General features: G+C 71.0%; 15 protein-coding genes. 8 read left to right on the forward strand and 7 right to left on the reverse strand.

Translation table 11 applies throughout. The features are described 5' to 3' along the window. Positions 1–121 precede the first annotated feature (121 nt). The 3 genes from ACOKM3_RS17430 to ACOKM3_RS17440 are packed head-to-tail and all read right to left on the reverse strand — an operon-like array spanning position 122 to position 2,390. The gene (locus ACOKM3_RS17430) at positions 122–532 is read right to left on the reverse strand and encodes a RidA family protein (RefSeq protein ID WP_426901506.1); all 411 of its coding nucleotides are present in this window, start codon (positions 530–532) and stop codon (positions 122–124) included. 53 nt (positions 533–585) lie between these two features. Further along, positions 586–1,335, reverse strand: a complete 750-nt coding sequence (locus ACOKM3_RS17435; protein WP_426901507.1) for an IclR family transcriptional regulator — start codon at positions 1,333–1,335, stop codon at positions 586–588. Then, on the reverse strand, positions 1,332–2,390 hold the full coding sequence (locus tag ACOKM3_RS17440; RefSeq protein WP_426901509.1) for a sugar kinase: 1,059 nt from the start codon (positions 2,388–2,390) through the stop codon (positions 1,332–1,334). The genes ACOKM3_RS17435 and ACOKM3_RS17440 overlap by 4 nt, the downstream gene beginning before the upstream one ends. Before the next feature lie 133 nt (positions 2,391–2,523). On the opposite strand from ACOKM3_RS17440, the gene ACOKM3_RS17445 reads away from it, so the two are divergent. Continuing rightward, positions 2,524–3,840 carry an amino acid deaminase gene (locus ACOKM3_RS17445; protein ID WP_426901511.1) on the forward strand — a complete coding sequence of 439 codons (1,317 nt, stop codon included), beginning with the start codon at positions 2,524–2,526 and terminating at the stop codon, positions 3,838–3,840. Between the two features lie 328 nt (positions 3,841–4,168). Further along, on the forward strand, positions 4,169–5,767 hold the full coding sequence (locus ACOKM3_RS17450) for an N-acyl-D-amino-acid deacylase family protein (protein WP_426901513.1): 1,599 nt from the start codon (positions 4,169–4,171) through the stop codon (positions 5,765–5,767). An 11-nt stretch (positions 5,768–5,778) separates the two neighbouring features. Here ACOKM3_RS17450 and ACOKM3_RS17455 read toward each other — a convergent pair whose 3' ends face one another. After that, positions 5,779–6,396 carry an alpha-ketoglutarate-dependent dioxygenase AlkB gene (locus tag ACOKM3_RS17455; RefSeq protein WP_426901514.1) on the reverse strand — a complete coding sequence of 206 codons (618 nt, stop codon included), beginning with the start codon at positions 6,394–6,396 and terminating at the stop codon, positions 5,779–5,781. A 265-nt stretch (positions 6,397–6,661) separates the two neighbouring features. Between ACOKM3_RS17455 and ACOKM3_RS17460 the strand changes: the two genes are divergently transcribed. Then, positions 6,662–7,873: a pyridoxal phosphate-dependent aminotransferase gene (locus ACOKM3_RS17460; protein ID WP_426901516.1), complete on the forward strand. Its 1,212-nt coding sequence runs from the start codon at positions 6,662–6,664 to the stop codon at positions 7,871–7,873. A gap of 86 nt (positions 7,874–7,959) precedes the next feature. Then, the gene (locus ACOKM3_RS17465) at positions 7,960–8,370 is read left to right on the forward strand and encodes an SCO4983 family protein (RefSeq protein ID WP_426901517.1); all 411 of its coding nucleotides are present in this window, start codon (positions 7,960–7,962) and stop codon (positions 8,368–8,370) included. A 72-nt stretch (positions 8,371–8,442) separates the two neighbouring features. Here ACOKM3_RS17465 and ACOKM3_RS17470 read toward each other — a convergent pair whose 3' ends face one another. Next, the gene (locus ACOKM3_RS17470) at positions 8,443–10,281 is read right to left on the reverse strand and encodes a phosphoenolpyruvate carboxykinase (GTP) (RefSeq protein ID WP_426901519.1); all 1,839 of its coding nucleotides are present in this window, start codon (positions 10,279–10,281) and stop codon (positions 8,443–8,445) included. A 230-nt stretch (positions 10,282–10,511) separates the two neighbouring features. Between ACOKM3_RS17470 and trhA the strand changes: the two genes are divergently transcribed. The 3 genes from trhA (at position 10,512) to ACOKM3_RS17485 (ending at position 13,485) form a co-directional block, all read left to right on the forward strand. Further along, entirely contained in the window at positions 10,512–11,195 is a 684-nt protein-coding gene (gene trhA, locus ACOKM3_RS17475) for a PAQR family membrane homeostasis protein TrhA (RefSeq protein WP_426901521.1), read from the forward strand. Positions 11,196–11,308: 113 nt separating this feature from the next. Next, complete coding sequence (locus ACOKM3_RS17480; protein ID WP_426901523.1) at positions 11,309–12,862, forward strand: DHA2 family efflux MFS transporter permease subunit; 1,554 nt, start codon at positions 11,309–11,311, stop codon at positions 12,860–12,862. An 11-nt stretch (positions 12,863–12,873) separates the two neighbouring features. Beyond that, positions 12,874–13,485 (forward strand): TetR/AcrR family transcriptional regulator, encoded by a 612-nt coding sequence (locus ACOKM3_RS17485; protein WP_426901525.1) that lies wholly within the window; start codon positions 12,874–12,876, stop codon positions 13,483–13,485. Positions 13,486–13,707: 222 nt separating this feature from the next. On the opposite strand, the gene ACOKM3_RS17490 is transcribed toward ACOKM3_RS17485, so the two are convergent. Together ACOKM3_RS17490 and ACOKM3_RS17495 are read right to left on the reverse strand one after the other, a co-directional pair. Next, positions 13,708–15,735 carry a thioredoxin domain-containing protein gene (locus ACOKM3_RS17490; protein ID WP_426901527.1) on the reverse strand — a complete coding sequence of 676 codons (2,028 nt, stop codon included), beginning with the start codon at positions 15,733–15,735 and terminating at the stop codon, positions 13,708–13,710. 53 nt (positions 15,736–15,788) lie between these two features. Then, positions 15,789–17,444 (reverse strand): recombinase family protein, encoded by a 1,656-nt coding sequence (locus ACOKM3_RS17495; RefSeq protein WP_426901529.1) that lies wholly within the window; start codon positions 17,442–17,444, stop codon positions 15,789–15,791. Between the two features lie 164 nt (positions 17,445–17,608). Here ACOKM3_RS17495 and ACOKM3_RS17500 point away from each other — a divergent pair, with 164 nt between their 5' ends. Then, positions 17,609–20,818, forward strand: a complete 3,210-nt coding sequence (locus ACOKM3_RS17500) for a tetratricopeptide repeat protein (protein WP_426901531.1) — start codon at positions 17,609–17,611, stop codon at positions 20,816–20,818. Positions 20,819–20,890 lie beyond the last annotated feature (72 nt).

Raw genomic sequence — 20,890 nt, forward strand, 5'->3', positions numbered from 1 at the left:
TAAGTACATGGGGGGGCGCGGGGCGTTTTCAGTGTTTCCAGACAGGGGGGATCGCGGAGCGGCGCCACCAACAGGGGCGCCGCACCGTGACGACGTGCGAGTTACGAGAAGAGGAGCGTGCTCAGCTGAGGACGGCGAGCGCGTCGATCTCGATGAGCAGACCCTTGGGCAGACCGACGTAGACGGTCGTGCGGGCGGCGGGGGCCTCCTTGAGGCCCTGGCCCTCGAAGTACTCGTTGTAGATGGCGTTCATCTCGGCGAAGTGGTCGACGTCCGTCAGGTAGACGCGCATCATCATGACGTCGTCCCAGCTCGCGCCGCCCTCTTCGAGGATCGCCTTGACGTTGGCGAACGTCTGGAGGGTCTGCTCCTTGAGGGTCGGGCCCGCGGGGGTCGGGGCCTTGCCCTCCTCGGCCGGCAGGAAGCCGACCTGGCCGGCGACCTGAAGGATGTTGCCCTTCTTGACGCCGTGCGAGAACTTCGCCGGCGGGGTCGTGTGGGTGGAGGGCGTGAGCGCGGTCTTCTCAGACATGTGAACTGGTCTTTCTTTGAGGGGTGTTACTCGGGCGGGGTGTTGCTCGGGGGTTACTTCGGCGGGGTACCGGAGTAGTCCCGGCTGATGGCTTCCGCCGTGCGGCGCACCAGCGGGAGCAGTGTGAGGAGTTCCTCGGCGGTGACGACGACGTTCGGCGCGGAGACCGACATGGCGGCGACGACCCGGCCGTCCGCGCCGCGGATGGGGGCGCCGACGCAGTTGATGGACTCCTCGTGGCCACCGAGGTCGGTGGCCCAGCCCTGTTCGCGCACCTTCTCCAACTCCCGCAGGAAAGCTGTGGCGTTGGGGGTGGAACGGGACGTGTACATGGGGTAGTCGAGCTTCTCCGCGACGGCGCGGCGCTCGGCTTCCGACAGGTCGGCGAGCAGCAGCTTGGCGACGGCGGCGACCGTGATGGCGACCGGCTTGCCGACGCGCGAGTACATGCGCACCGGGTAGCGGCTCTCGACCTTGTCGATGTAGAGGACCTCGTTCTCCGCGTACACGGCGAGGTGGATGGTGTGCCCGACCTTCTCGTTGAGTTCGACGAGGTGGGGGTGGGCGATCTCGCGGACGTCGAGGTTCTCGACGGCTTCCTGGGCGAGCGCGAAGAGGCGGGCGCCGAGGCGGTAGCGCTGGTCGGACTGGCGGTAGACCAGGCCGTGCTCGTGGAGGGTGCGCAGCAGGCGCATCGCCGTGGACTTGTGCACGTCGAGGCGGTCGGCGACCTGGCCCAGGTCGGCGGGCCCCTCGGCGAGCAGCGGCAGGATGCTGAGCGCGCGGTCGACGGTCTGGCTCATGGCGTACGTACCTCCTCGGCGGCCCCGCTGTCGGCTGCGTCGGCTGCTGCCCAACCGGGACCGAGGTGCAGTGTCCCCCACTGCGCGGCGTCGAGGCCGACCAGGCGGTCCGCCCGGGCGCGGCTCGGCGGGGCGGCGAGGTCGCCGGGTTCGGTGAGGGCGACGGCGGCCCAGAGGTGGCCGTGCCGCAGGCGTTCGGCGACGGGCAGTTCGCGCAGCGTGGCGGAGAGGAATCCGGCGGCGAAGGCGTCGCCCGCGCCGACGGCGGCGACGACGTCGACGCGCGGGGAGGGTTCCTCGTGGCGCCCGTCGGCGTCGTAGGCGATCGCGCCGTCGGCGCCCCGCTTGACGACGAGCAGCGCGGGCTCGGGCAGCGCGTCGCGGATCGCGTCGGGTCCGCCGGTGATGCCCCAGGCGTCCTCGGCCTCGTCGTCGCCGACGAACACGATGTCGGCGCCGCGCGCGAGTTCCTGGAGTACGCCCGGGCCCTCGGCGGAGCCGGACCACAGGCCGGGCCGGTAGTTGACGTCGAAGGAGACGAGGGGGCGGCCCGCGCGCGGAGCCGTCAGCTCACGCAGCAGGTCGAGGCAGCCGGCGGAGAGCGCGGCGGTGATCCCGGACAGGTGCAGGATCCGGCCGGAGCGCAGCGCGTCCAGGTCCAGGTTGGCGGTGGACATCGCGGAGGCGGCGGACCCGGCGCGGTAGTAGGCGACCTCGTGGGCAGCGGTGGCCCGGTCGCCCGCGGTGCGGAAGTAGATGCCGGTGGGCCGGTGCAGATCGCGGCGTACGGCGGAGGTGTCGACGCCGTACGCGCCGATGGCCTCCACGAGGTGGTCGCCGAACCCGTCGGCGCCGACCCGGCTGACCCAGGCGGCCCGGTGCCCGGCGGCGGCGAGCACGCACGCCACGTTGGACTCGGCGCCGCCGATCCCGCGATCGAACGAGGGCACGTCGGCGAGCCGCCCCGGCACCGCGGGCCGGAACGTGACCATGGACTCGCCGAGCGCCACTACGTCGTTGGCGCTGGTCGGTACTGCGGGTCCGGTGGCGGTCACGGTGGGTCGCACTCCTCGCGGCAGGGGACTTCGGGCTCCGTTGACCCGACGTTGGCTCGGATGTTAGACAGCATGAAGCGACATACGCAATGACCGTTGCAAATGGTGCAACGGGCTGCCTGGAGGAGGCGCCGTGACCGCCCAGAACGCCGACACTGCCGTCGAGCGCCGCACCGCTCGTCTTGAGGAGCTGGCGAAGGAGCGGGTGGACTTCCGCTTCAAGGGCCTGCCCCCGGAGGCCGACGGCGCGACGATCGGCGAGCTGGCGGCCCGCCGCCTGAACCTCTTCACGGACGGCTTCACCACGCCCGTCCTCGCCCTCTCCGCCGAGCGCCTGGAGCACAACCTCGCGCTCATGGAGACCTACTCCGCCCGCCACGGCCTCGCCTTCGCCCCGCACGGCAAGACGTCGATGGCCCCGCAGCTCTTCCACCGGCAGCTGGAGCACGGCGCGTGGGGCATCACCCTCGCGGTGCCCCACCAGGTGCGCGTGGCGCGGGAGTTCGGCATCGACCGGATCTTCCTGGCGAACGAGCTCGTCGACGCGGCTGCGCTGCGCCGGCTTTCGAAGGAGCTGGACGCGAACCCGTCCTTCCGCTTCATCTGCTACGTCGACTCCGTGCGCGGTGTGGAGCTGATGCAGGCGGCGCTGGCGGAGGCCGGAGCGGGCCGACCGGTCGACGTGGTGGTGGAGCTGGGCGCGGGCGAGGGCGCGCGCACCGGCGCCCGCACGGAGGCGGACTGCGCGGCGATCGCGGACGCGGTGTCGGCCTCGTCCGCGCTCCGCCTGGTCGGCGTCGCGGGTTACGAGGGCGAGGTGCCGGACGCCGACGGCGAGCGGGTGCGCTCCTGGCTGCGCCGACTCGTCGCGCTCGCGACGGAGTTCGACAAGGCGGGCCGCTTCACGGGCCTCGGCCTCGACGAGATCGTGGTGAGCGCGGGCGGCTCCGCCTGGTTCGACGCGGTGGCGGACGTCTTCGCGGAGATCCCCGAACTGAGCGCCCCTGTCCTGAAGTTGCTCCGTTCCGGCGCGTACGTCTCGCACGACGACGGCCACTACCGGCACCTGACCCCGTTCAACCGGGTCCCGGAGGAGGGCGCGCTGGAGCCGGCGTTCCGCCTGTGGGCGCAGTTCGTCTCGCGGCCGAACGACGGCCAGGCGTTCACCAACGCGGGCAAGCGGGACGCCGCGTACGACATCGACCTGCCCGAGGCACAGGTCGTCCGGGACGCGCGGACGGGCGAGGTCCGCGAGGCCACGGGCGTCGCGGTCACCGGCCTCTCCGACCAGCACGGCTGGGTCCGCACGGAGCCGGGGGCGGACGTGGAGGTGGGCGACTGGCTCGGCATGGGCCTCTCGCACCCGTGCACGTCCTTCGACAAGTGGCAGCTGATCCCCCTGGTGGAGTCCGACGGCACGGTCGTCGACTACATCCGCACGTACTTCTAGGCAGCCGATACGGCCCACCCTGCGCCGCCTTGGGCAATCTGCCGCCTTGGGCGGCAGGGTGGGCAAGGCGGCACCCCGGCGCCGCGCGCCGACCCGACGGCCCCGGCCCCGCCGCCGCCCACGCCACGGGGCTCCGCCCCGGACCCCGCGCCTCAATCGCCGGCGGGGCTTGAACTACCAGCCCATCCGGCGTTTGAGGACAAACGGGGTCCGGGGCGGAGCCCCGGTTTCGGGAAGGGGCGGGGAGGGGAATCCCGCCCGCCGCAGGCGCCCACCCACCCGCACCGACCACCCCGCACCGCACCACCCGCCCCAGAGAGGCACCCCCATGGACCTGGTCATCCGCGACGCCCGCGTCATCGACGGCAGCGGCAGCGCCTCGTACCGAGCCGACGTGACCGTCACGGACGGCCGCATCACCGGGATCACCCGGGAGGGGGCAGGGCCCCGCCCCACCGCCACCCGCACCATCGAGGCCGACGGCCTCGCCCTCTCCCCCGGCTTCATCGACATGCACGCGCACAGCGACCTCGCCGTGCTCCGCGACCCCGACCACAGCGCGAAGGCCGCCCAGGGCGTCACCCTCGAAGTCCTCGGCCAGGACGGCCTGTCCTACGCCCCCGTCGACGACCGCACCCTCGCCCAGGTCCGCCAGGCGATCACCGGCTGGAACGGCGACGGCTCGGACATCGACTTCGACTGGCGCACCGTCGGCGAGTACCTGGACCGCATCGACCGCCAGGGCATCGCGGTGAACGCCGCGTACCTCATCCCGCAGGGCACGGTCCGCATGTACGCGGTCGGCTGGGACGACAGGGACGCGACCCCGGCCGAACTCGACCACATGAAGCGGCTCGTGGCCGAGGGCATGGAGCAGGGCGCCGTAGGAATGTCCTCCGGCCTCACCTACACCCCGGGCATGTACGCGAAGGACGCCGAACTCACCGAACTGTGCCGGGTGGTGGCCTCGTACGACGGCTACTACTGCCCGCACCACCGCAGTTACGGCGCCGGCGCGCTCGACGCATACCGGGAGATGGTCGAGCTGACCCGCACCGCGGGCTGCTCCCTGCACCTCGCGCACGCCACCATGAACTTCGGCGTGAACAAGGGCAAGGGCGTCGACCTGCTGGCCCTGCTCGACAAGGCCATCGCCGACGGCGCCGACATCAGCCTGGACACGTACCCGTACACCCCGGGCGCCACAACTCTCGTGGCGATGCTGCCGAGTTGGGCCAACGAGGGCGGCCCCGACGCGACCCTCGCCCGCCTCCAGGACGACGAGACGGCCGAGCGCATCCGGCACCACGTCGAGGAGATCGGCGCCGACGGCTGTCACGGCGTGCCGATCGAGTGGGACAAGATCGAGATCTCGGGCGTCTCCGACCCGGGCCTGGCCTCCTGTGTCGGCAAGACCGTCGCGCAGGCCGCCGCCGAGCGCGGCGAGGCCCCGTGGGTCACCGCCCGCCGCCTGCTGATCAACGACAAGCTGGGCTCGTCGATCCTCCAGCACGTCGGCCACGAGGAGAACGTCCGGGCGATCATGCAGCACTCCGTGCACACGGGCGGCAGCGACGGCATCCTCCAGGGCTACAAGCCGCACCCGCGCGCGTACGGCACGTTCCCGCACTACCTGGGCCACTACGCCCGCGACCTCGGCGTCATGTCCCTGGAGGAGACGGTCGCGCACCTCACCTCGCGCCCGGCCGCCCGCCTGCGCCTGCCGGACCGCGGTCTGGTCCGCGAGGGCTACCGCGCCGACCTGGTCCTGTTCGACCCGGAGACGGTCGCGGCGGGCTCCACCTTCGAGGCGCCGCGCACGCTGCCGGTCGGCATCCCGCACGTCCTCGTCGACGGGCAGTTCGTGATCGAGGACGGCAAGCGCACGGACACCCTCGCGGGCCGGTCGGTGCGCAGGACCGCCTGATCAGCGCACCGTCAGCGCACCCCGTGCGGCCGAAACTGGACGCTGATCCGGCCGCCGGCCGCGCGGGCGGACTTGGGGATCGCGTGTTCCCAGGTCCGCTGGCACGAGCCGCCCATGACGATGAGGTCGCCGTGCCCGAGCGGGCGGCGCACGACGGGTCCTCCGCCGACGGGCCGTAGCGCCAGGTCCCGCGGCGTCCCGACCGACAGGATGGCGACCATCGTGTCCTCGCGGGCCCCGCGCCCGATCCGGTCCCCGTGCCAGGCGACGCTGTCCCGCCCGTCGCGGTAGTAGCAGAGCCCGGCCGTGGTGAACGGCTCCCTCAACTCCTCGGCGTAGTAAGCGGACAGCGCGTCCCGCGCCGCGTCGAGCACCGGGTCCGGGAGCCGCTCCCCCGCCCCGTAGAACTTCAGCAGCCGCGGCACGTCGACCAACCGCTCGTACATCTGCCGCCGCTCGGCCTTCCACGGCACGTCCCGGGCCAGCCGCTCGTACAGCTCGTCGGCCCCGCGCAGCCACCCCGGCAGCACGTCGATCCACGCCCCGTCCCCGAGCACGGTGCGGCGCACGTCGTCGAGCGGCCCGAGCGCCACCGCCTCGCCCTGGTCGAACAGCGATCCCTGCAGCATGGTCCCACCGTAACCAATTAATCGAACGTACGCGCGATACGCGCGATGGAAGCCCGGCGGAGCCGCCGTCGGGCGGGAGCCGCACGTGGCCCATCTCACCCACCCCGCCGACCCGCCGCATCAAAGCCGCACCCACCCCGGAACCCGCCGTTCCGGAGGTATCCGGCACCGCGTGCCACCGCATCCGAAAGCGGTGCCGCCCGCGCCGCCCCACCGGCCGACAAACGGTGCGCGGCATCCCGAAACACGGCCGTAAAGTTTGGGGATGCAGCTCATCCAGTCGACCAAGCTCTCCAACGTCTGCTACGAGATCCGGGGCCCGGTTCTCGAGGAAGCGATGCGGCTGGAGGCGGCAGGGCACCGCATCCTGAAGCTCAACACCGGCAACCCGGCGGCGTTCGGCTTCGAGTGCCCGCCGGAGATCCTCGAGGACATGCTCCGCAACCTCGGGGACGCGCACGGCTACGGCGACGCCAAGGGCCTGCTCGCCGCCCGCCGCGCCGTGATGATGCACTACCAGACCCTCGGCGTGGAGACCGACGTCGAGCACGTCTTCATCGGCAACGGCGTATCCGAGCTGATCGTGATGGCCATGCAGGGGCTGCTCGACGACGGCGACGAGGTGCTCGTCCCCGCGCCGGACTATCCGCTGTGGACCGCCGCCGTCTCGCTCTCCGGCGGCACCGCCGTGCACTACCGCTGCGACGAGCAGTCGGACTGGATGCCGGACCTCGCCGACATCGAGCGCAAGGTGACCGACCGCACCAAGGCGATCGTCATCATCAACCCCAACAACCCCACCGGCGCCGTCTACAGCGACGAGATGCTGCGCGGCATCACCGACATCGCCCGCCGCCACAACCTCCTCGTCTGCTCCGACGAGATCTACGACAAGATCCTCTACGACGGCGCCACGCACACCCCGACCGCCGCCATCGCGCCGGACCTGATGACGCTCACCTTCAACGGCATGTCGAAGGCGTACCGCGTGGCCGGCTACCGCGTCGGCTGGATGGCGATCTCGGGACCGCGCGCGCACGCGGAGTCGTACATCGAGGGCCTGACGATCCTGGCGAACATGCGCCTGTGCGCGAACATGCCGGGCCAGCACGGCGTCGTCGCGGCACTCAGCGGACGCCAGACGGTCAACGATCTGGTGCTGCCCGGCGGGCGGCTGAAGGAGCAGCGGGACGTCGCGTACGAGCTGCTCACCCAGATCCCGGGCGTGACCTGCGTGAAGCCGAAGGGCGCCCTGTACCTCTTCCCGCGCCTCGACCCCAAGGTGTTCAAGGTCAAGGACGACCGGCAGATGGTGCTCGACCTGCTGCGGGCCGAGAAGATCATGGTGGTGCACGGCACCGGCTTCAACTGGCCGGAGCCCGACCACTTCCGCGTCGTCACGCTGCCCGACACCCGGCAGCTGACGGAGGCCGTGACCCGGATCGGGAACTTCCTGGACGGCTACAGCCAGCCGTGACACTCCCACTTTGGACAAGTTCTACTTTAGACACGATCTAAGGTACGATGGAGGCCAAGCTGACACGCATGCCCTGGAGGCCTCCCATGTACGAGCCGATCCGCACCAAGTCGGTCCACTCGACCGGGGTCGACAGCGGCGAATTCCCGCACCGCTCCCGCGAGGAGGAGCTGGACATCCAGCTCGCAGGACACCTGAGCGCGCTGCTCGCCATCACCGACGAGCTGCGCGCACTGCGCCCGGCGGCCGACCTGGACGAGGCGGCCGACGCACTGGCCGCGCAGGTCGCGCGGCTGCGGGGCGGCTCCGCGCCGGTCCGCTCGGCCGTGGCGACCGCGGTGCACGAGCCGCACGTCGCCGCGCTGCACCAGCGGGCGCACGCCCTCGCGGGCCGCGCCCTGGTGGTCGCGGCGTCCCGCGCGGACACGGCGGCCGCGATCCTGGCCGCGCAGCGCATGGAGGCGCACGCGACCGCGGGGGACCTCGTCGCCGTGTGACCCACGGAGAACGAAGAAGACGAAGAAGGGGCGCGGCCTTCCGGCCGCGCCCCTTCTTTCGTTCACCGGGCCCTAGCCGAGCCGGTCCACCAGCTTGCGGTACTCGTCCCACAGCTCCGTCGGCGTGTGGTCGCCGAACGTGTTGAGGTGCGCGGGCACGAGCGACGCCTCGTCGCGCCACGCTTCCTTGTCCACCGTCAGCAGGAAGTCCAGGTCGGCCTCGGGCAGGTCGAGGCCCTTCGTGTCCAGGGACTCCTTGGTCGGCAGGATGCCGATCGGCGTCTCGACGCCCTCGGCGCGGCCGTCGAGGCGGTCCACGATCCACTTCAGGACGCGCGCGTTCTCACCGAAGCCGGGCCACACGAACTTGCCGTCCGCGTTCTTCCGGAACCAGTTGACGTAGTAGATCTTCGGCAGCTTGGCGGCGTCCTTGTCGGCGCCGACCTTCACCCAGTGCGCCATGTAGTCGCCCATGTTGTAGCCGCAGAACGGCAGCATGGCGAACGGGTCGCGGCGCAGCTCGCCGACCTTGCCCTCGGCGGCGGCGGTCTTCTCGGAGGCCACGTTCGCGCCGAGGAAGACGCCGTGGTTCCAGTCGAAGGACTCGGTGACCAGCGGCACGGCCGAGGCGCGGCGGCCACCGAACAGGATCGCCGAGATCGGCACACCCTTCGGGTCCTCCCACTCGGGCGCGATGATCGGGCACTGCGAGGCGGGAGTGGTGAAGCGGGCGTTGGGGTGCGCGGCCGGCGTGCCGGACTCGGGCGTCCAGGAGTTGCCCTTCCAGTCCGTGAGGTGCGCCGGAGTCTCCTCCGTCATCCCCTCCCACCACACGTCGTTGTCATCCGTCAGCGCGACGTTCGTGAAGACCGAGTTGCCCCACAGCGTCTTCATCGCGTTGGCGTTGGTGTGCTCGCCGGTGCCGGGCGCGACGCCGAAGAAGCCGGCCTCGGGGTTGATCGCGTAGAGCCGGCCGTCCTCGCCGAACCGCATCCAGGCGATGTCGTCACCGATCGTCTCGACGGTCCAGCCGGAGATCGTGGGCTCCAGCATCGCGAGGTTCGTCTTGCCACAGGCGCTCGGGAAGGCCGCGGCGACGTACTTGGACTCGCCCTGCGGCGGCGTCAGTTTGAGGATCAGCATGTGCTCGGCCAGCCAGCCCTCGTCGCGCGCCATGACGGACGCGATGCGCAGGGCGTAGCACTTCTTGCCGAGCAGGGCGTTGCCGCCGTAGCCGGAGCCGTACGACCAGATCTCGCGGTCCTCGGGGAAGTGCGAGATGTACTTCGTGGAGTTGCACGGCCACGGCACGTCCGCCTCGTCGGGGCCCAGCGGGGCGCCCAGCGTGTGCACGGCCTTCACGAAGAAGCCGTCCTCGCCCAGCTCGTCGAGGACCGGCCGGCCCATCCGGGTCATCGTGCGCATGGAGACGGCCACGTAGGCCGAGTCGGTGATCTCGACGCCGATCGCGGACAGCGGCGAGCCGAGCGGCCCCATGCAGAACGGGACGACGTACATGGTCCGGCCGCGCATCGAGCCGCGGAAGATCCCCCCGTTCCCCTCGTTGCCCCGGAAGATCTCCCGCATCTCCGCGGGGGCCTTCCAGTGGTTCGTGGGGCCCGCGTCCTCCTCCTTCTCGGAGCAGATGAACGTACGGTCCTCGACGCGCGCGACATCGGACGGGTCGGAGGCGGCGTAGTACGAGTTGGGGCGCTTGATGGGGTCGAGCTTCTTGAACGTCCCCTTCGCGACGAGCTCTTCGGCGAGGCGCTCGTACTCGGCCTCGGAGCCGTCACACCAGACCACACTGTCCGGCTGCGTCAGTTCGGCGATCTCGTTGACCCACGAGATCAGTTCCTGGTGGTTCGTCGGGAGGGTGTCCAGGGAGGGAGCCGCGATGTCGCGCGCCACGATCGCTCCTAAATGAGGGGTTCTGAGGTTGATTGCCCCGTGGGGGCTGCGACCCGGACGCTGCGCCTCCCAATCCACTGGAGCTCAGTGGGCGCTCATCCGGTGCCGACCGCACTCATTTGATCATCCGACCGAAACGCCCATCTGTCCAGGGGGCCTCACAAGTGAGCGAAGTGAGCATCACCACTCAAAGGGTCCGTTACCTACGGTCGCGTAGGTACGATGCCCGGATGAGCGTTGCCACCGAGCAGACACAAGTCCCAGCCCCCCAGCCTTCCGCGCTGAAGCCGAGACTGCGCGGCTGGCTGCACGCGGGCATGTTCCCCGCCGTACTGATCTCGGGCATCTTCCTCACGGCACTCGCGGACTCCACGCGCGGCCGGATCGCGTGCGCCATCTTCGTACTGAGCGCCTGCCTGCTGTTCGGCGTGAGCGCGCTCTACCACCGCGGGAACTGGGGGCCGCGCGCGGACGGGGTGCTGCGCAGGCTCGACCACGCGAACATCTTCCTGATCATCGCCGGTACGTACACGCCGCTGACGATGCTGCTGCTGCCCGGCGCCAAGGGCGACGCCCTGCTCTGGGGCATCTGGGTGGCGGCCGCCGCCGGCATCGCCTTCCGCGTGTTCTGGGTCGGCGCCCCGCGCTGGCTCTACACGCCGTGCTACATCGCGATGGGCTGGGCCGCGGTCTTCTTCCTGCCGGACTTCATGCGCACGGGCGGCATCGCGGTGCTCGTCCTGGTCATCGTCGGCGGGCTGCTCTACAGCGCGGGCGGCGTCATCTACGGCATCAAGCGCCCGAACCCGTCGCCGCGCTGGTTCGGCTTCCACGAGGTCTTCCACTCGCTCACGCTCGCGGCGTTCATCGTGCACTACGTCGGCATCTCGCTGGTGGCGTACCAGCACGGCTGACGCCCACCCCCACCCCTTCTCCATGGCCGCGGCTCACCAGCCGCGGCCATTTTGCGTTTCCGATGGCGACTCTTTATTGACAGACACTACGAACTGACAGCTACTCTCATTTCATGGTTACTGTCACTCAGCAGGTGGAGTCGCGCCCGGACCCACGGCGCTGGTGGGCCCTCGGGGCCCTGGTCGCGAGCATGCTCGTGCTCGGTTTCGACATGACGATCCTCAACGTGGCGCTCCCGACGATCGCCGGAGAACTCGGCGCCACCACGGGCCAGCAACAGTGGATGGCGGACGCGTACATCGTGGTGTTCGCCGCCCTGATGCTCCCGGCGGGACTCCTCGGCGACCGGTTCGGGCGGCGCCGGATGCTGATCGGCGGACTCGGCGTCTTCCTCGCCGCATCCGTCGTGGGCGCGCTCGCCGGCGACGTGGGCTGGGTGATCGCGGCCCGTGCGCTGATGGGCGTCGGCGGCGCCTTCGTGATGCCGCTCGCCATGTCGGTCATCCCCTCGCTGTTCGCGCGGGACGAGCAGACCAAGGCGATCGGGGCCATCTCCGCGGCCTCCGCGCTCGGGATGCCGCTCGGCCCGATCATCGGCGGCTGGCTGCTCGACCACTTCTGGTGGGGCTCGGTGTTCGTGCTGAACGTGCCGATGGTCGCGATCGGCATCACCGCCTGCCTGTTCCTGCTCCCCGAGAGCCGGGACCCGGCCGCGCCCAAGGTCGACCTCGTCTCCACCGCGCTCACCGCGCTCGGCCTCGGCGCCCTCATCTACGCGATCATCGAGGGCCCAGAGAAAGGCTGGTCGAGCGCCGTCGTGCTCAGCGGATTCCTCGCGTCCGTCGTCCTGATCGGCGCGCTGGTGCTGCGCGAGCGACGCAGCACCCGGCCCATGCTCGACCTCTCGCTCCTGTCCCACCGGGGCTTCCTCACCAACACCCTGGCGGCGACGCTCGGCATGTTCATCATGGCCGGGATGCTGTTCCTGCTGCCGCAGTACCTCCAGGCGGTGCTCGGCATCGACTCGCTCGGCACCGGCCTGCGCATGGTGCCGATGATGGGCGGGATGCTCGTCGCGGCGAGGCTGGCGCAGCCCCTGGTCGCGAAGTTCGGGGCGCGGGCGGTGATCTGCGTGGCCCTGGTGGTCCTCGCCTTCGCCGCGTTCCTCGGGGCGCGCACCACCGTCGACTCCGGATACGGCTTCACGGCGCTGTGGCTGTCGATCGCCGGGATCGGCATCGCCTTCGCGATGATCCCCGCGATGGGCGGCGCCATGGGCGCGCTCGCCAAGGACCAGGCGGGCCGCGGCTCGGGCCTGCTGTCCACGGTCCGGCAGACCGGCAGCGCGCTCGGCGTGGCCCTCGTCGGCGCCCTCGTCTCCGGCGCCTACGCGGGCCGCCTCGCCACGGCGGAGCTGCCCGACGCGGCGGCGGACGTGGCGCGCGAATCGGTGATCGGCGCGCACGTGGTCGCCGGACAGCTCGGCGACCGGGCGCTCGCCGCCTCGGCGGACGGCGCGTTCGTCCACGGCATGGACCTCGCCCTGGTCGTCATCGGCATCGTCGCCCTGGCCGCCGCGCTGCTGACGGCGGTACTGCTGCCAGGACCCGAGAAGGCCGGACCCGCTCCCGACCCGGAGGTCGCCCCGGTCGGCGCCGATGCCTGAGAATGAGCGCCATGGCCGCGTCAGCACAGCAGCCCGCGGAGCCCAAGGTCGGGCTCCGCGAGCGCAAGAAGATCAAGACCAGGACGGCGATCCGTGAGGCGACGTACCGCCTCATCCAGGAGCAGGGATACGACGCGACGACGGTCGAGCAGATCGCCGAGGCCGCCGAGGTGTCGCCGTCCACGGTCTTCCGCTACTTCCCGACCAAGGAGGACATCGTCCTCACGGACGAGTTCGACCCGATCCTGGAGCGGGAGCTGCTCAAGCGGCCCATGGACGAGTCGATCGCCGACTCCGTGCGGCACGTCGTCGACCACAGCCTGGAACTCGCGTTCGCGGACGAACGGCCGGAGATCGTCCGGCTGCGGATGCGGCTCCAGGTCGAGACGCCCGCGGTGCGCTCCCGGATGATGGAGTCGATGTCCGTCACCGGGCAGCTGATGTGCCGCGTCATCGCCGGGCGCACCGGCCGGAACGCCGACGACCTCGAGGTCCGCGTCTACGCCATGGCCCTGGTCGGCGCCCTGATGCAGGCCACGATGTACTGGGCCGAGCACGACCACGAGGACGACCTGCGCGAGCTCGTGCTGCGCGCCCTCGACACGGTGCAGCACGGGCTCTGAGGGGTACGGGCTAGGTCCTGTCGTCAAACTCCCGTCGTCGCCCGGAGGGCGGCCCGGCGGCGTAATGGGGCCTCCCCTGCTCGAGCGGAGCCGAGAGCTTGGGGAAGCGTGCGATCGCAAGGCGCCGGGGAGTCCTAGTAGCGGAGCTACTCGGGCTTTTCGGCAACGCAGCGAGCGTGCGTGCCAGACGTCGCCGGGCAGACGGGAGTTTGACGACAGGGCCTACGCCTGCGACTCCCCCAGCATCCGCCGCAACCGCTCGGCATCGGTCACCGGCGCGTCGCAAACGAAGTGCCGGCACACGTACGCCGCCTCGCCCCCGTCGACGAGCGGACGGTCGGCGAGCAGCGGAAGCTCGTCGCTCCCTTCGGGACCCGCGGCGACGACGGCGCCGGGAGCGGTCCCGGTGAGCGCCGCGTGGTGCAGCCGCCCGCCGACCTCCCCCACGACCGCGACCTCGCGCGGCCCGTCGAGCAGCGCCTCGGCGACCGCGAGCCCGTTCCCGATGAACCGCGGAGCGCGCGGGGCGAGCGCCTTCACGACCCCCAACGCCCGCTCGGCGGCGGTGCGGTGCGGCTCGGAGCCGGTGTGCGCGGCGTACGAGAGGAGGGCGCCCGCGGCGGCGGTCCAGCCGGAGGGCACGGCGTTGTCGGTCGGGTCCTGGGGGCGGCGGATGAGCTTCTCCGCGTCGGCGGCCGTGTCGTACAGCGCGCCGCTCTCCGGGTCGGTGAACCGGTCGAGGACGTGGTCGAGCAGGAAGCCCGCGAACTCCAGCCACACGCCCTCGCCGGTCACGGACGCGAGCGCGAGGAAGCCCTCGGCGACGTCCGCGTAATCCTCCAGAACCCCCGCGTTGGCACCGACGTGCCCGTCCTTGCTGGTCCGCGCGAGCCGGGCCAGCGGATCCATGTGCAGCCGTACGAGGAGGTCACCGGCGCACACGGCGGCATCCACGAGATCCTGCCGCCCGAAGTACGCGCCCGACTCGGCGAGCGCGGCGATCGCCAGCCCGTTCCACGCCGCGACGACCTTGTCGTCCCTCCCGGGCGCGGGCCGCCGGGACCGGGCCTCGCGGAGCCGCTCCCGGACCCGCTCGATCTGCCCGGCGTCGAACACCCCGTCCTCCTGCGGGAGCTGGAGCACGGAGGCCCCCTCCTCGAAGGTCCCCTCGTCCGTGACGCCGAAGTACCGGGCGGCCGCCTCCGCGTCCGCCTCCCCCAGCACCTCGGTGAGCTGCTGCGGCGTCCACACGTAGTACGCGCCCTCGACGTGCTTCCCGCTGACCGGATCCTCACTGTCGGCATCCAGCGCGGACGCGAACCCACCCTCGTTCGTCCGCAGCTCCCGCACCATGAAGTCGGCGGTCTCCAGGGCGACGCGCTTGGCGAGCTCACTGCCGGTCGAGCGCCACAGATGGGCGTAGGCGCGGCACAGGAGTGCGTTGTCATAGAGCATGCGCTCGAAGTGCGGAACAACCCACTCCTTGTCCACGGAGTACCGCGCGAAGCCGCCGCCGAGCTGGTCGTAGATCCCGCCGCGCGCCATCCGCTCGCACGTGTCGGAGGCCATCTGGAGCGCGCCCTCGGCGCCGGTGCGCGCGTGGTGGCGCAGCAGGAACTCGATCACCATGGACGGCGGGAACTTGGGCGCGCCGCCGAAGCCGCCGTACGTCGCGTCGTACTCGCGCGTGAGCCCGAGCAGCGCCTGCGCCAGCTCGTTCTCGCCCGGCAACTCCGTGTTCCCGTACGGCAGTTCCCGCGCGGCCAGATCGGCGGTGATCTTCCCGGCGACCTCGGTGACCTCACCGTGCCGCTCGGTCCAGGCGTCCCGCACGCCGTGCAGGACCTGAGTGAACGAGGGCATGCCGTGGCGCGGCTCGGGCGGGAAGTACGTCCCGAAGTAGAACGGCTCGGCGTCCGGCGTGAGAAACACGGTCATGGGCCAGCCGCCCTGCCCGGTGGCGGCCTGCACGGCCTCCATGTAGACGGCGTCGACGTCGGGGCGCTCCTCGCGGTCGACCTTGATGTTGACGAAGTTCTCGTTCATCACCGCGGCCGTAGCCTCGTCCTCAAAGCTCTCGCTTGCGAGAACGTGACACCAGTGGCAGGACGAGTACCCCACGCTGAGCAGCACTGGCACCCCTCGGCGCTTCGCTTCCTCGAAGGCCTCGGCCGACCAGGGCCACCAGTCCACCGGGTTGTCGGCGTGCTGAAGAAGGTAAGGGGACGTCTCGTGAGCCAGTCGGTTCATTCCTCCATGGTCGCCCATTGAAGAGGGTCACACGACGCGCCTGGTCCGTGGATTCAGCCGACTGCCGCCGATACCCACACGTACTCAAGACGCTGCGTGACCGGAGTGGGGTCGCCCCGTCGAATCGCGGGCAGAATGGCAATCTGCTTAACAACGCTTCTGAGCAAGGATCGCTTGGCAGTTGTCGTCGTTTCAGGTGCGTTCCAGATCCTGACCAGTTCGCTGCCGTTACGCACCGTCGCAGGGTCCAGCGCCTGCTCCAACGCCAGTGCTCGACCTTCCAGTTCCCGTATGGCCTCGGCCTGGGCGCAGCTCAATTCTTCGTACCTGTCTTTCGTGAGCTTGCCCCAGACGTAGTAGTCCTCTTCCAACTGTCGGACTCGGCTCTGAGCCGCTTCCAGAGCCTCCTTCACATGCTGCCTCTTCGCTCGCGTGGCCGGATCGGAGAGCTCCAGCCACTGACGCACAACGGCTACGAGCACGGGATCACCTAGCGGGAGACCAGAAACGTGTCCGGCCCACGCCTCGCCCACGGCTCGATCAACGCGCCCTGACAGGGCCGTGATACCGAGACACACCGATGTCCCCCGCTGCTTGCGCCATTCACACCCGTACCGCCCACCCCGATGACTCATCGGCCCGCCACAGCGCCCACAGACGAACAGGCCACTGCCTGTAAGCAGGCGCGAAGACGCGGGCCCGCCCCTGCCTGTTCCCGGATGCGTACGACCACCGATCAGAGATTTGACCTTGTACCACTCATCGACGGAGACAACACCGGTTCCACACATGATGGGCGCACCATCCGGCCCGAGCAGCGGCTCCCCATAGCCCACCCACTGCCCCAATGGATTGCCGTCCGCGTCCGTCTTCCGGCGGCGCTGGGGGACCATCCCGGCGAAAAGTGGCGACTGGGCAAGTTTGCTAACCGCGGTAGCCGACCAGGTAAATCCACCCCGGGTCCGATGCCCTTCCTCATTGAGAGCCCAGGCAGTCCTCGTCGTCGTCACCCCTTCCAACAGTAGCTCTGCAAGCCTCCTGGCCGTCGGATACTCCGCCTCGTCCGGCTCGACCCTCCCCGATCCCGGTGAACTCGCGAGGCCAAAGGGCGGCCGCCCGGTACCTCGCCTGCCCTCCTGCTTGTGGGCGTCATGTCCGCGTTTCACGCGCAGTGCGATGTCACGCACCTCGTCTCGAGCCCGCTCACTCAACACCGCGAACACCAGGCGTGCACTTTGGGACGAGTCCAAGCCTTCTGTCACCGAGACAAGACGTGCGCCCCGCGTCTCGAACTTATCCAGAACAGCTCCCACGACCCCCATGCCGCGCCTGTCGAAGCGATCCGTCTTCCATACCGCCAGCGTCCTGGATTTACCGTCAAGAACCGCCTGCGTCGCCAGCTCGAACTCTCGCCGTCGCACGTAGGCCTTGCTGGCGCTGAGTTGCTCGAACCAAACCCTGCGGATCAGCAGTCCGTTCAGTTGCACCCATCGGGCGATGTCGGCCAGATGCCCACGCAGCGTCGCCAAGTCCTCCTTCTCCCCGCTGCGGCGGAGGTAGACATCCACCAGCAACTCGGGAGCCGTACCGTCCGGGATCTCCCCGAGACCCATCCTCGCTCTCGCCACATCGCTCAACTCGAGTGCAGTCAAGGCCTCTTCGTCCTCACGATGCACGCCCCACCCCCGTTGATTACGTTCCGCTTCCATGAAGCTACTACCTGGGTGCGCCATTGGTACCGCACTTCATGAAATGAGCTTCGATCTCAGCATTGATCACCGGACTCGACCATCTGATCTCCACCGTCCTTCCGGAACTCGCCTGCCAGGCAGCACACTTGACCCGTACTGTCGCCACCGGAGGGGGACCGAAGATGCGGGACAGCCATCGGGCGGAAGCCGAACGGCTGTTGGCCCGGGCCGTCGAGGAAGAGGTCAGGCGTTCGGGCGGGCGCGCGGACGGCGCCGTGCTGCTGTCGCGGGCGAAGGGTGCGCTCGACGCGATGGGGCGCAGCGCGGCGGACGAGTACGACGCGTTCACGCGGGCGCTCGACGAGGCCGACGCGGGGCGGATGACGTTCGGGCAGCGGTTCGCCAAGGAGGGCGGGTCAACGCCGTTGATGGTGGCGGGGGTTGGTGCCGTCACCGCGTGCGTGGCTGATCTGGTGCTCGGGGCGGGGACCGGTACGGCCGTGGGCGCGGGTGTGGCCGTCGCCGTACTGGGGTCCGCGGCGACCGTCGCGAAGGTGACCGCTTCGCACGTGCCGGCCGCGAGCCGGAGCGCCGGGGCGCGCAATCAGCCTGGCGGGCCGGAGCAGCTGCGGTTGCAGTGGCTGACCGCGCTGGAGGTGCGGGGCATCCGGCCGTTCCTGGATCAGCAGCGGGTGCTCGCCGCGAGCACGGGCACGTCGAAGAAGACGGTGGGGCCGCAGCTGCGGCGCACCGACAAGAGCGCGGCCGCGCGGCGGCGGAGCGTGCTCGAGCAGTCGTTCGGCCAACTCCCGGAGCCGGAGGGGCCGTTCGCCGGGCGGCGTGCCGCCATGTCGCAGATCGCGCAGTGGGTGCACGCGGCGCGGGCCAGCACCGAGACCCGGCCGACCGTGGTGGTGCTGCACGGGGACCCGGGTTCGGGGCGTACGACGCTCGCGGTGCGCGCGGCGCACGAGCTGCGGGACCAGTTCCGCGGGGCGTGCGTGGTGGATCTGCGCGGCGACCGCCCGGACGCGCCGCCGCTGCCCACGCGGGACGCCCTGCTGCATCTGCTGAACCGGCTGGGCGCACCGCGCGAGCAGCTGCTCTTCCGGGAGCGGTCCTCGCAGGAACAGCAGGTCAAGCGGCTCAGCGAGCTGTACCACCAGCATCTGACCGGGCTGCCGGTGACGATCGTGCTCGACGACGCGGCGGGCGCGGAGCAGGTGCGTACGCTCGTCCCCGAGCGGTCCGACAGCCTCGTGATCGTCACCGCGCGTGAGCCGCTGGAGCTCGGCGACGACACGCCCGCCTGGGTGCACCACCTGCCGGTCCAGGCGCTCGACGCGGCGGGCGCGGAGGAGCTGCTGCGGGAGGCCGCGGAGGATCCGAGCGGCCCCTACGACGCCGAATCCGCGGACGCCGTACGGGAGTTGTGCGGCGGCCTGCCGCTGGCGCTGCGCGTCGCGGGCTCCGCGATCGGGCCGCGTACGACGCGTCAGCTCGCCGCCGACCTGGGCGCGTACGGGCCCGTGGACCCGGTCGAGCGGGTGCTGTGGCTGCGCTACACCGACCAGTCCGAGCAGGGCAGGCGGCTGCTGCGGCGGCTCGCGCTCGCGGGGCGCGCCTCGCTCGGCTCGGCCGCCGCTGCGGCGCTGCTCGCCACCAATACCGCGGAGGCGAAGCGGCACCTGTCGGCGCTCGCGGACGCCGGGCTCGTCGACCATGTGCGCGGCAGCCGCTACCGCCTGCACGACCTCGTCCGCGCCTTCGCCCAGTCCCGCCTCGCCGACGAGGAGGAGCCCGCGGAGCGCACGGCCGCGCAGGAGCGCCTGATCCAGAACTACGCGGACCTGGCCGACTCGGTGATCCGCCTGGTCGACGGCAACATGTCGACGCGCGCGGGCCAGACCGGGCCGCACGGTTTCACGTCCCTGGACGCGGCGCTGCGCTGGCTGGACGACGAGTCGAGCTTCATCACGGCGGCGCTGCGGCACGCGGAGGGCGTCAACCAGGACGCGGTGCTCGGCCTGCTCGGCGCCCTGTGCGACTACTGCCTGCTGCGCGGCGACCTCTACCGGCTCGGCGAGATCCAGGAGCTGACGCAGTCCATCGACCAGGGCCTGCTCATGCGCTCGGTCCAGTGGCGCACGGGTATCGCGGCCCGCCAGCTCGGCGAGCTCGACAAGGCGCGTACGACGCTGTCCTCGGTGGTCGACCTCTACCGCGAGGCGCACCACAGGGCGGGCGAGGGCCGCGCGCTGTGCTCCCTCGGCATCACCCTGCACCACCAGGGCCAACTCGCGGAGGCGGCCGGGCGGTTGCGGGAGGCGCTCGACCTTCAGACGACGCCGGAGACGAAGGGCGACCGCGGCTGGACGCTGCACGCGCTGGCGGCGGTCGAGCGCGACCGCGCGAACGTACGCATGTCGCTGGCCCTGCTCACCGACGCGTTCGCCCTGCACCGCGAGAACGAGTCGCTGCACGGCGAGGCGTGGGCGCACTTCCAGCTCGGCCAGCTCTGCCTGCGGATGGGCAACGTGCCGCGTGCGGAGGAGGAGCTGCGGGAGGCGCTCGACCTGTACGGGCAGACCCGCGACGGCCGCGGCCAGGCCTGGGCGCTGACCGAGCTGGCCCGCGCCCGGCTCATGGACGGCGAGGCGTCCGCGGCGGTCGACGGCCTGCGCCAGGCGGCCTCCCGGCACCGTGAGAACGAGGACGCGCGCGGCGAGGCGTGGACGTACTACTACCTGGGCCAGGCCCTGGAGGAGACCGGCGACCTCGACAAGGCGGTCCGGGAGCTGGAGCGCTCGCGCACGATGTTCTCCCGGATGCGCGACGTGTACGGGCTTGCCTGCGCGCGGCACCACTCGGCGCGCGTCACCCGCGACGAGCGGGCGGCGCAGACGGGTTCGCTGCGCAACTCCGGCTTCGCGCGGCAGCTCCTGGTCGACGCCCGCGCGGACTTCCAGCGCATCGGCGTGCCGCACGGCGAGGCGTGGACCTGTCTGGAGCTGGCGGTGGTGGACGCGGGCAACGCCAAGCTCGGGCAGGCGATGGAGCTGTGCGAGGAGGCGGCGGCCATCTTCGCCGGGTACGAGGACCGCAGGGGCGAGGACTGGGCGACGTTCCTGCGCTGCACGCTGCTGCCGTACGCCTCCCCCGGCGGCTCGGAGATCGGCACGGCGGTCGCCCAGGAGGAGCTGTCCCAGCTCGCCCGCGCCACGCATCCGGCCCGCGACGGAAAGCTCGACGACTACGTGGAGGCGTACCAGCTGATGCTCGAGCGGGGCGTGGACCTGGACGACGGCTGGCAGGCCTGGCGCCTCGGCATGGTCCCGAACCGGCACTCGCGGGACGTGATGGGCGTCGCCAAGGAGGCCCAGCGGTCGTAGGCACGACGCGCCTCCCCACCCGCCCTGAACATGACAGGCAGGGAGCGCGCGCCGGACAGCGCAGCGGCCCCG

It is taken from the genome of Streptomyces nidicola, from assembly GCF_050106155.1.
In the GTDB taxonomy this organism is placed as follows: Bacteria; Actinomycetota; Actinomycetes; order Streptomycetales; family Streptomycetaceae; genus Streptomyces.

Coding starts and splice junctions, on each gene's coding strand:
- ACOKM3_RS17430 (WP_426901506.1), bottom strand. CDS start 532: ATGTCTGAGAAGACCGCGCTCACGCCCTCCACCCACACGACCCCGCCG.
- ACOKM3_RS17435 (WP_426901507.1), bottom strand. CDS start 1,335: ATGAGCCAGACCGTCGACCGCGCGCTCAGCATCCTGCCGCTGCTCGCC.
- ACOKM3_RS17450 (WP_426901513.1), top strand. CDS start 4,169: ATGGACCTGGTCATCCGCGACGCCCGCGTCATCGACGGCAGCGGCAGC.
- ACOKM3_RS17455 (WP_426901514.1), bottom strand. CDS start 6,396: ATGCTGCAGGGATCGCTGTTCGACCAGGGCGAGGCGGTGGCGCTCGGG.
- ACOKM3_RS17460 (WP_426901516.1), top strand. CDS start 6,662: ATGCAGCTCATCCAGTCGACCAAGCTCTCCAACGTCTGCTACGAGATC.
- ACOKM3_RS17465 (WP_426901517.1), top strand. CDS start 7,960: ATGTACGAGCCGATCCGCACCAAGTCGGTCCACTCGACCGGGGTCGAC.
- trhA (WP_426901521.1), top strand. CDS start 10,512: ATGAGCGTTGCCACCGAGCAGACACAAGTCCCAGCCCCCCAGCCTTCC.
- ACOKM3_RS17480 (WP_426901523.1), top strand. CDS start 11,309: ATGGTTACTGTCACTCAGCAGGTGGAGTCGCGCCCGGACCCACGGCGC.
- ACOKM3_RS17485 (WP_426901525.1), top strand. CDS start 12,874: ATGGCCGCGTCAGCACAGCAGCCCGCGGAGCCCAAGGTCGGGCTCCGC.
- ACOKM3_RS17490 (WP_426901527.1), bottom strand. CDS start 15,735: ATGAACCGACTGGCTCACGAGACGTCCCCTTACCTTCTTCAGCACGCC.
- ACOKM3_RS17495 (WP_426901529.1), bottom strand. CDS start 17,444: ATGGAAGCGGAACGTAATCAACGGGGGTGGGGCGTGCATCGTGAGGAC.
- ACOKM3_RS17500 (WP_426901531.1), top strand. CDS start 17,609: ATGCGGGACAGCCATCGGGCGGAAGCCGAACGGCTGTTGGCCCGGGCC.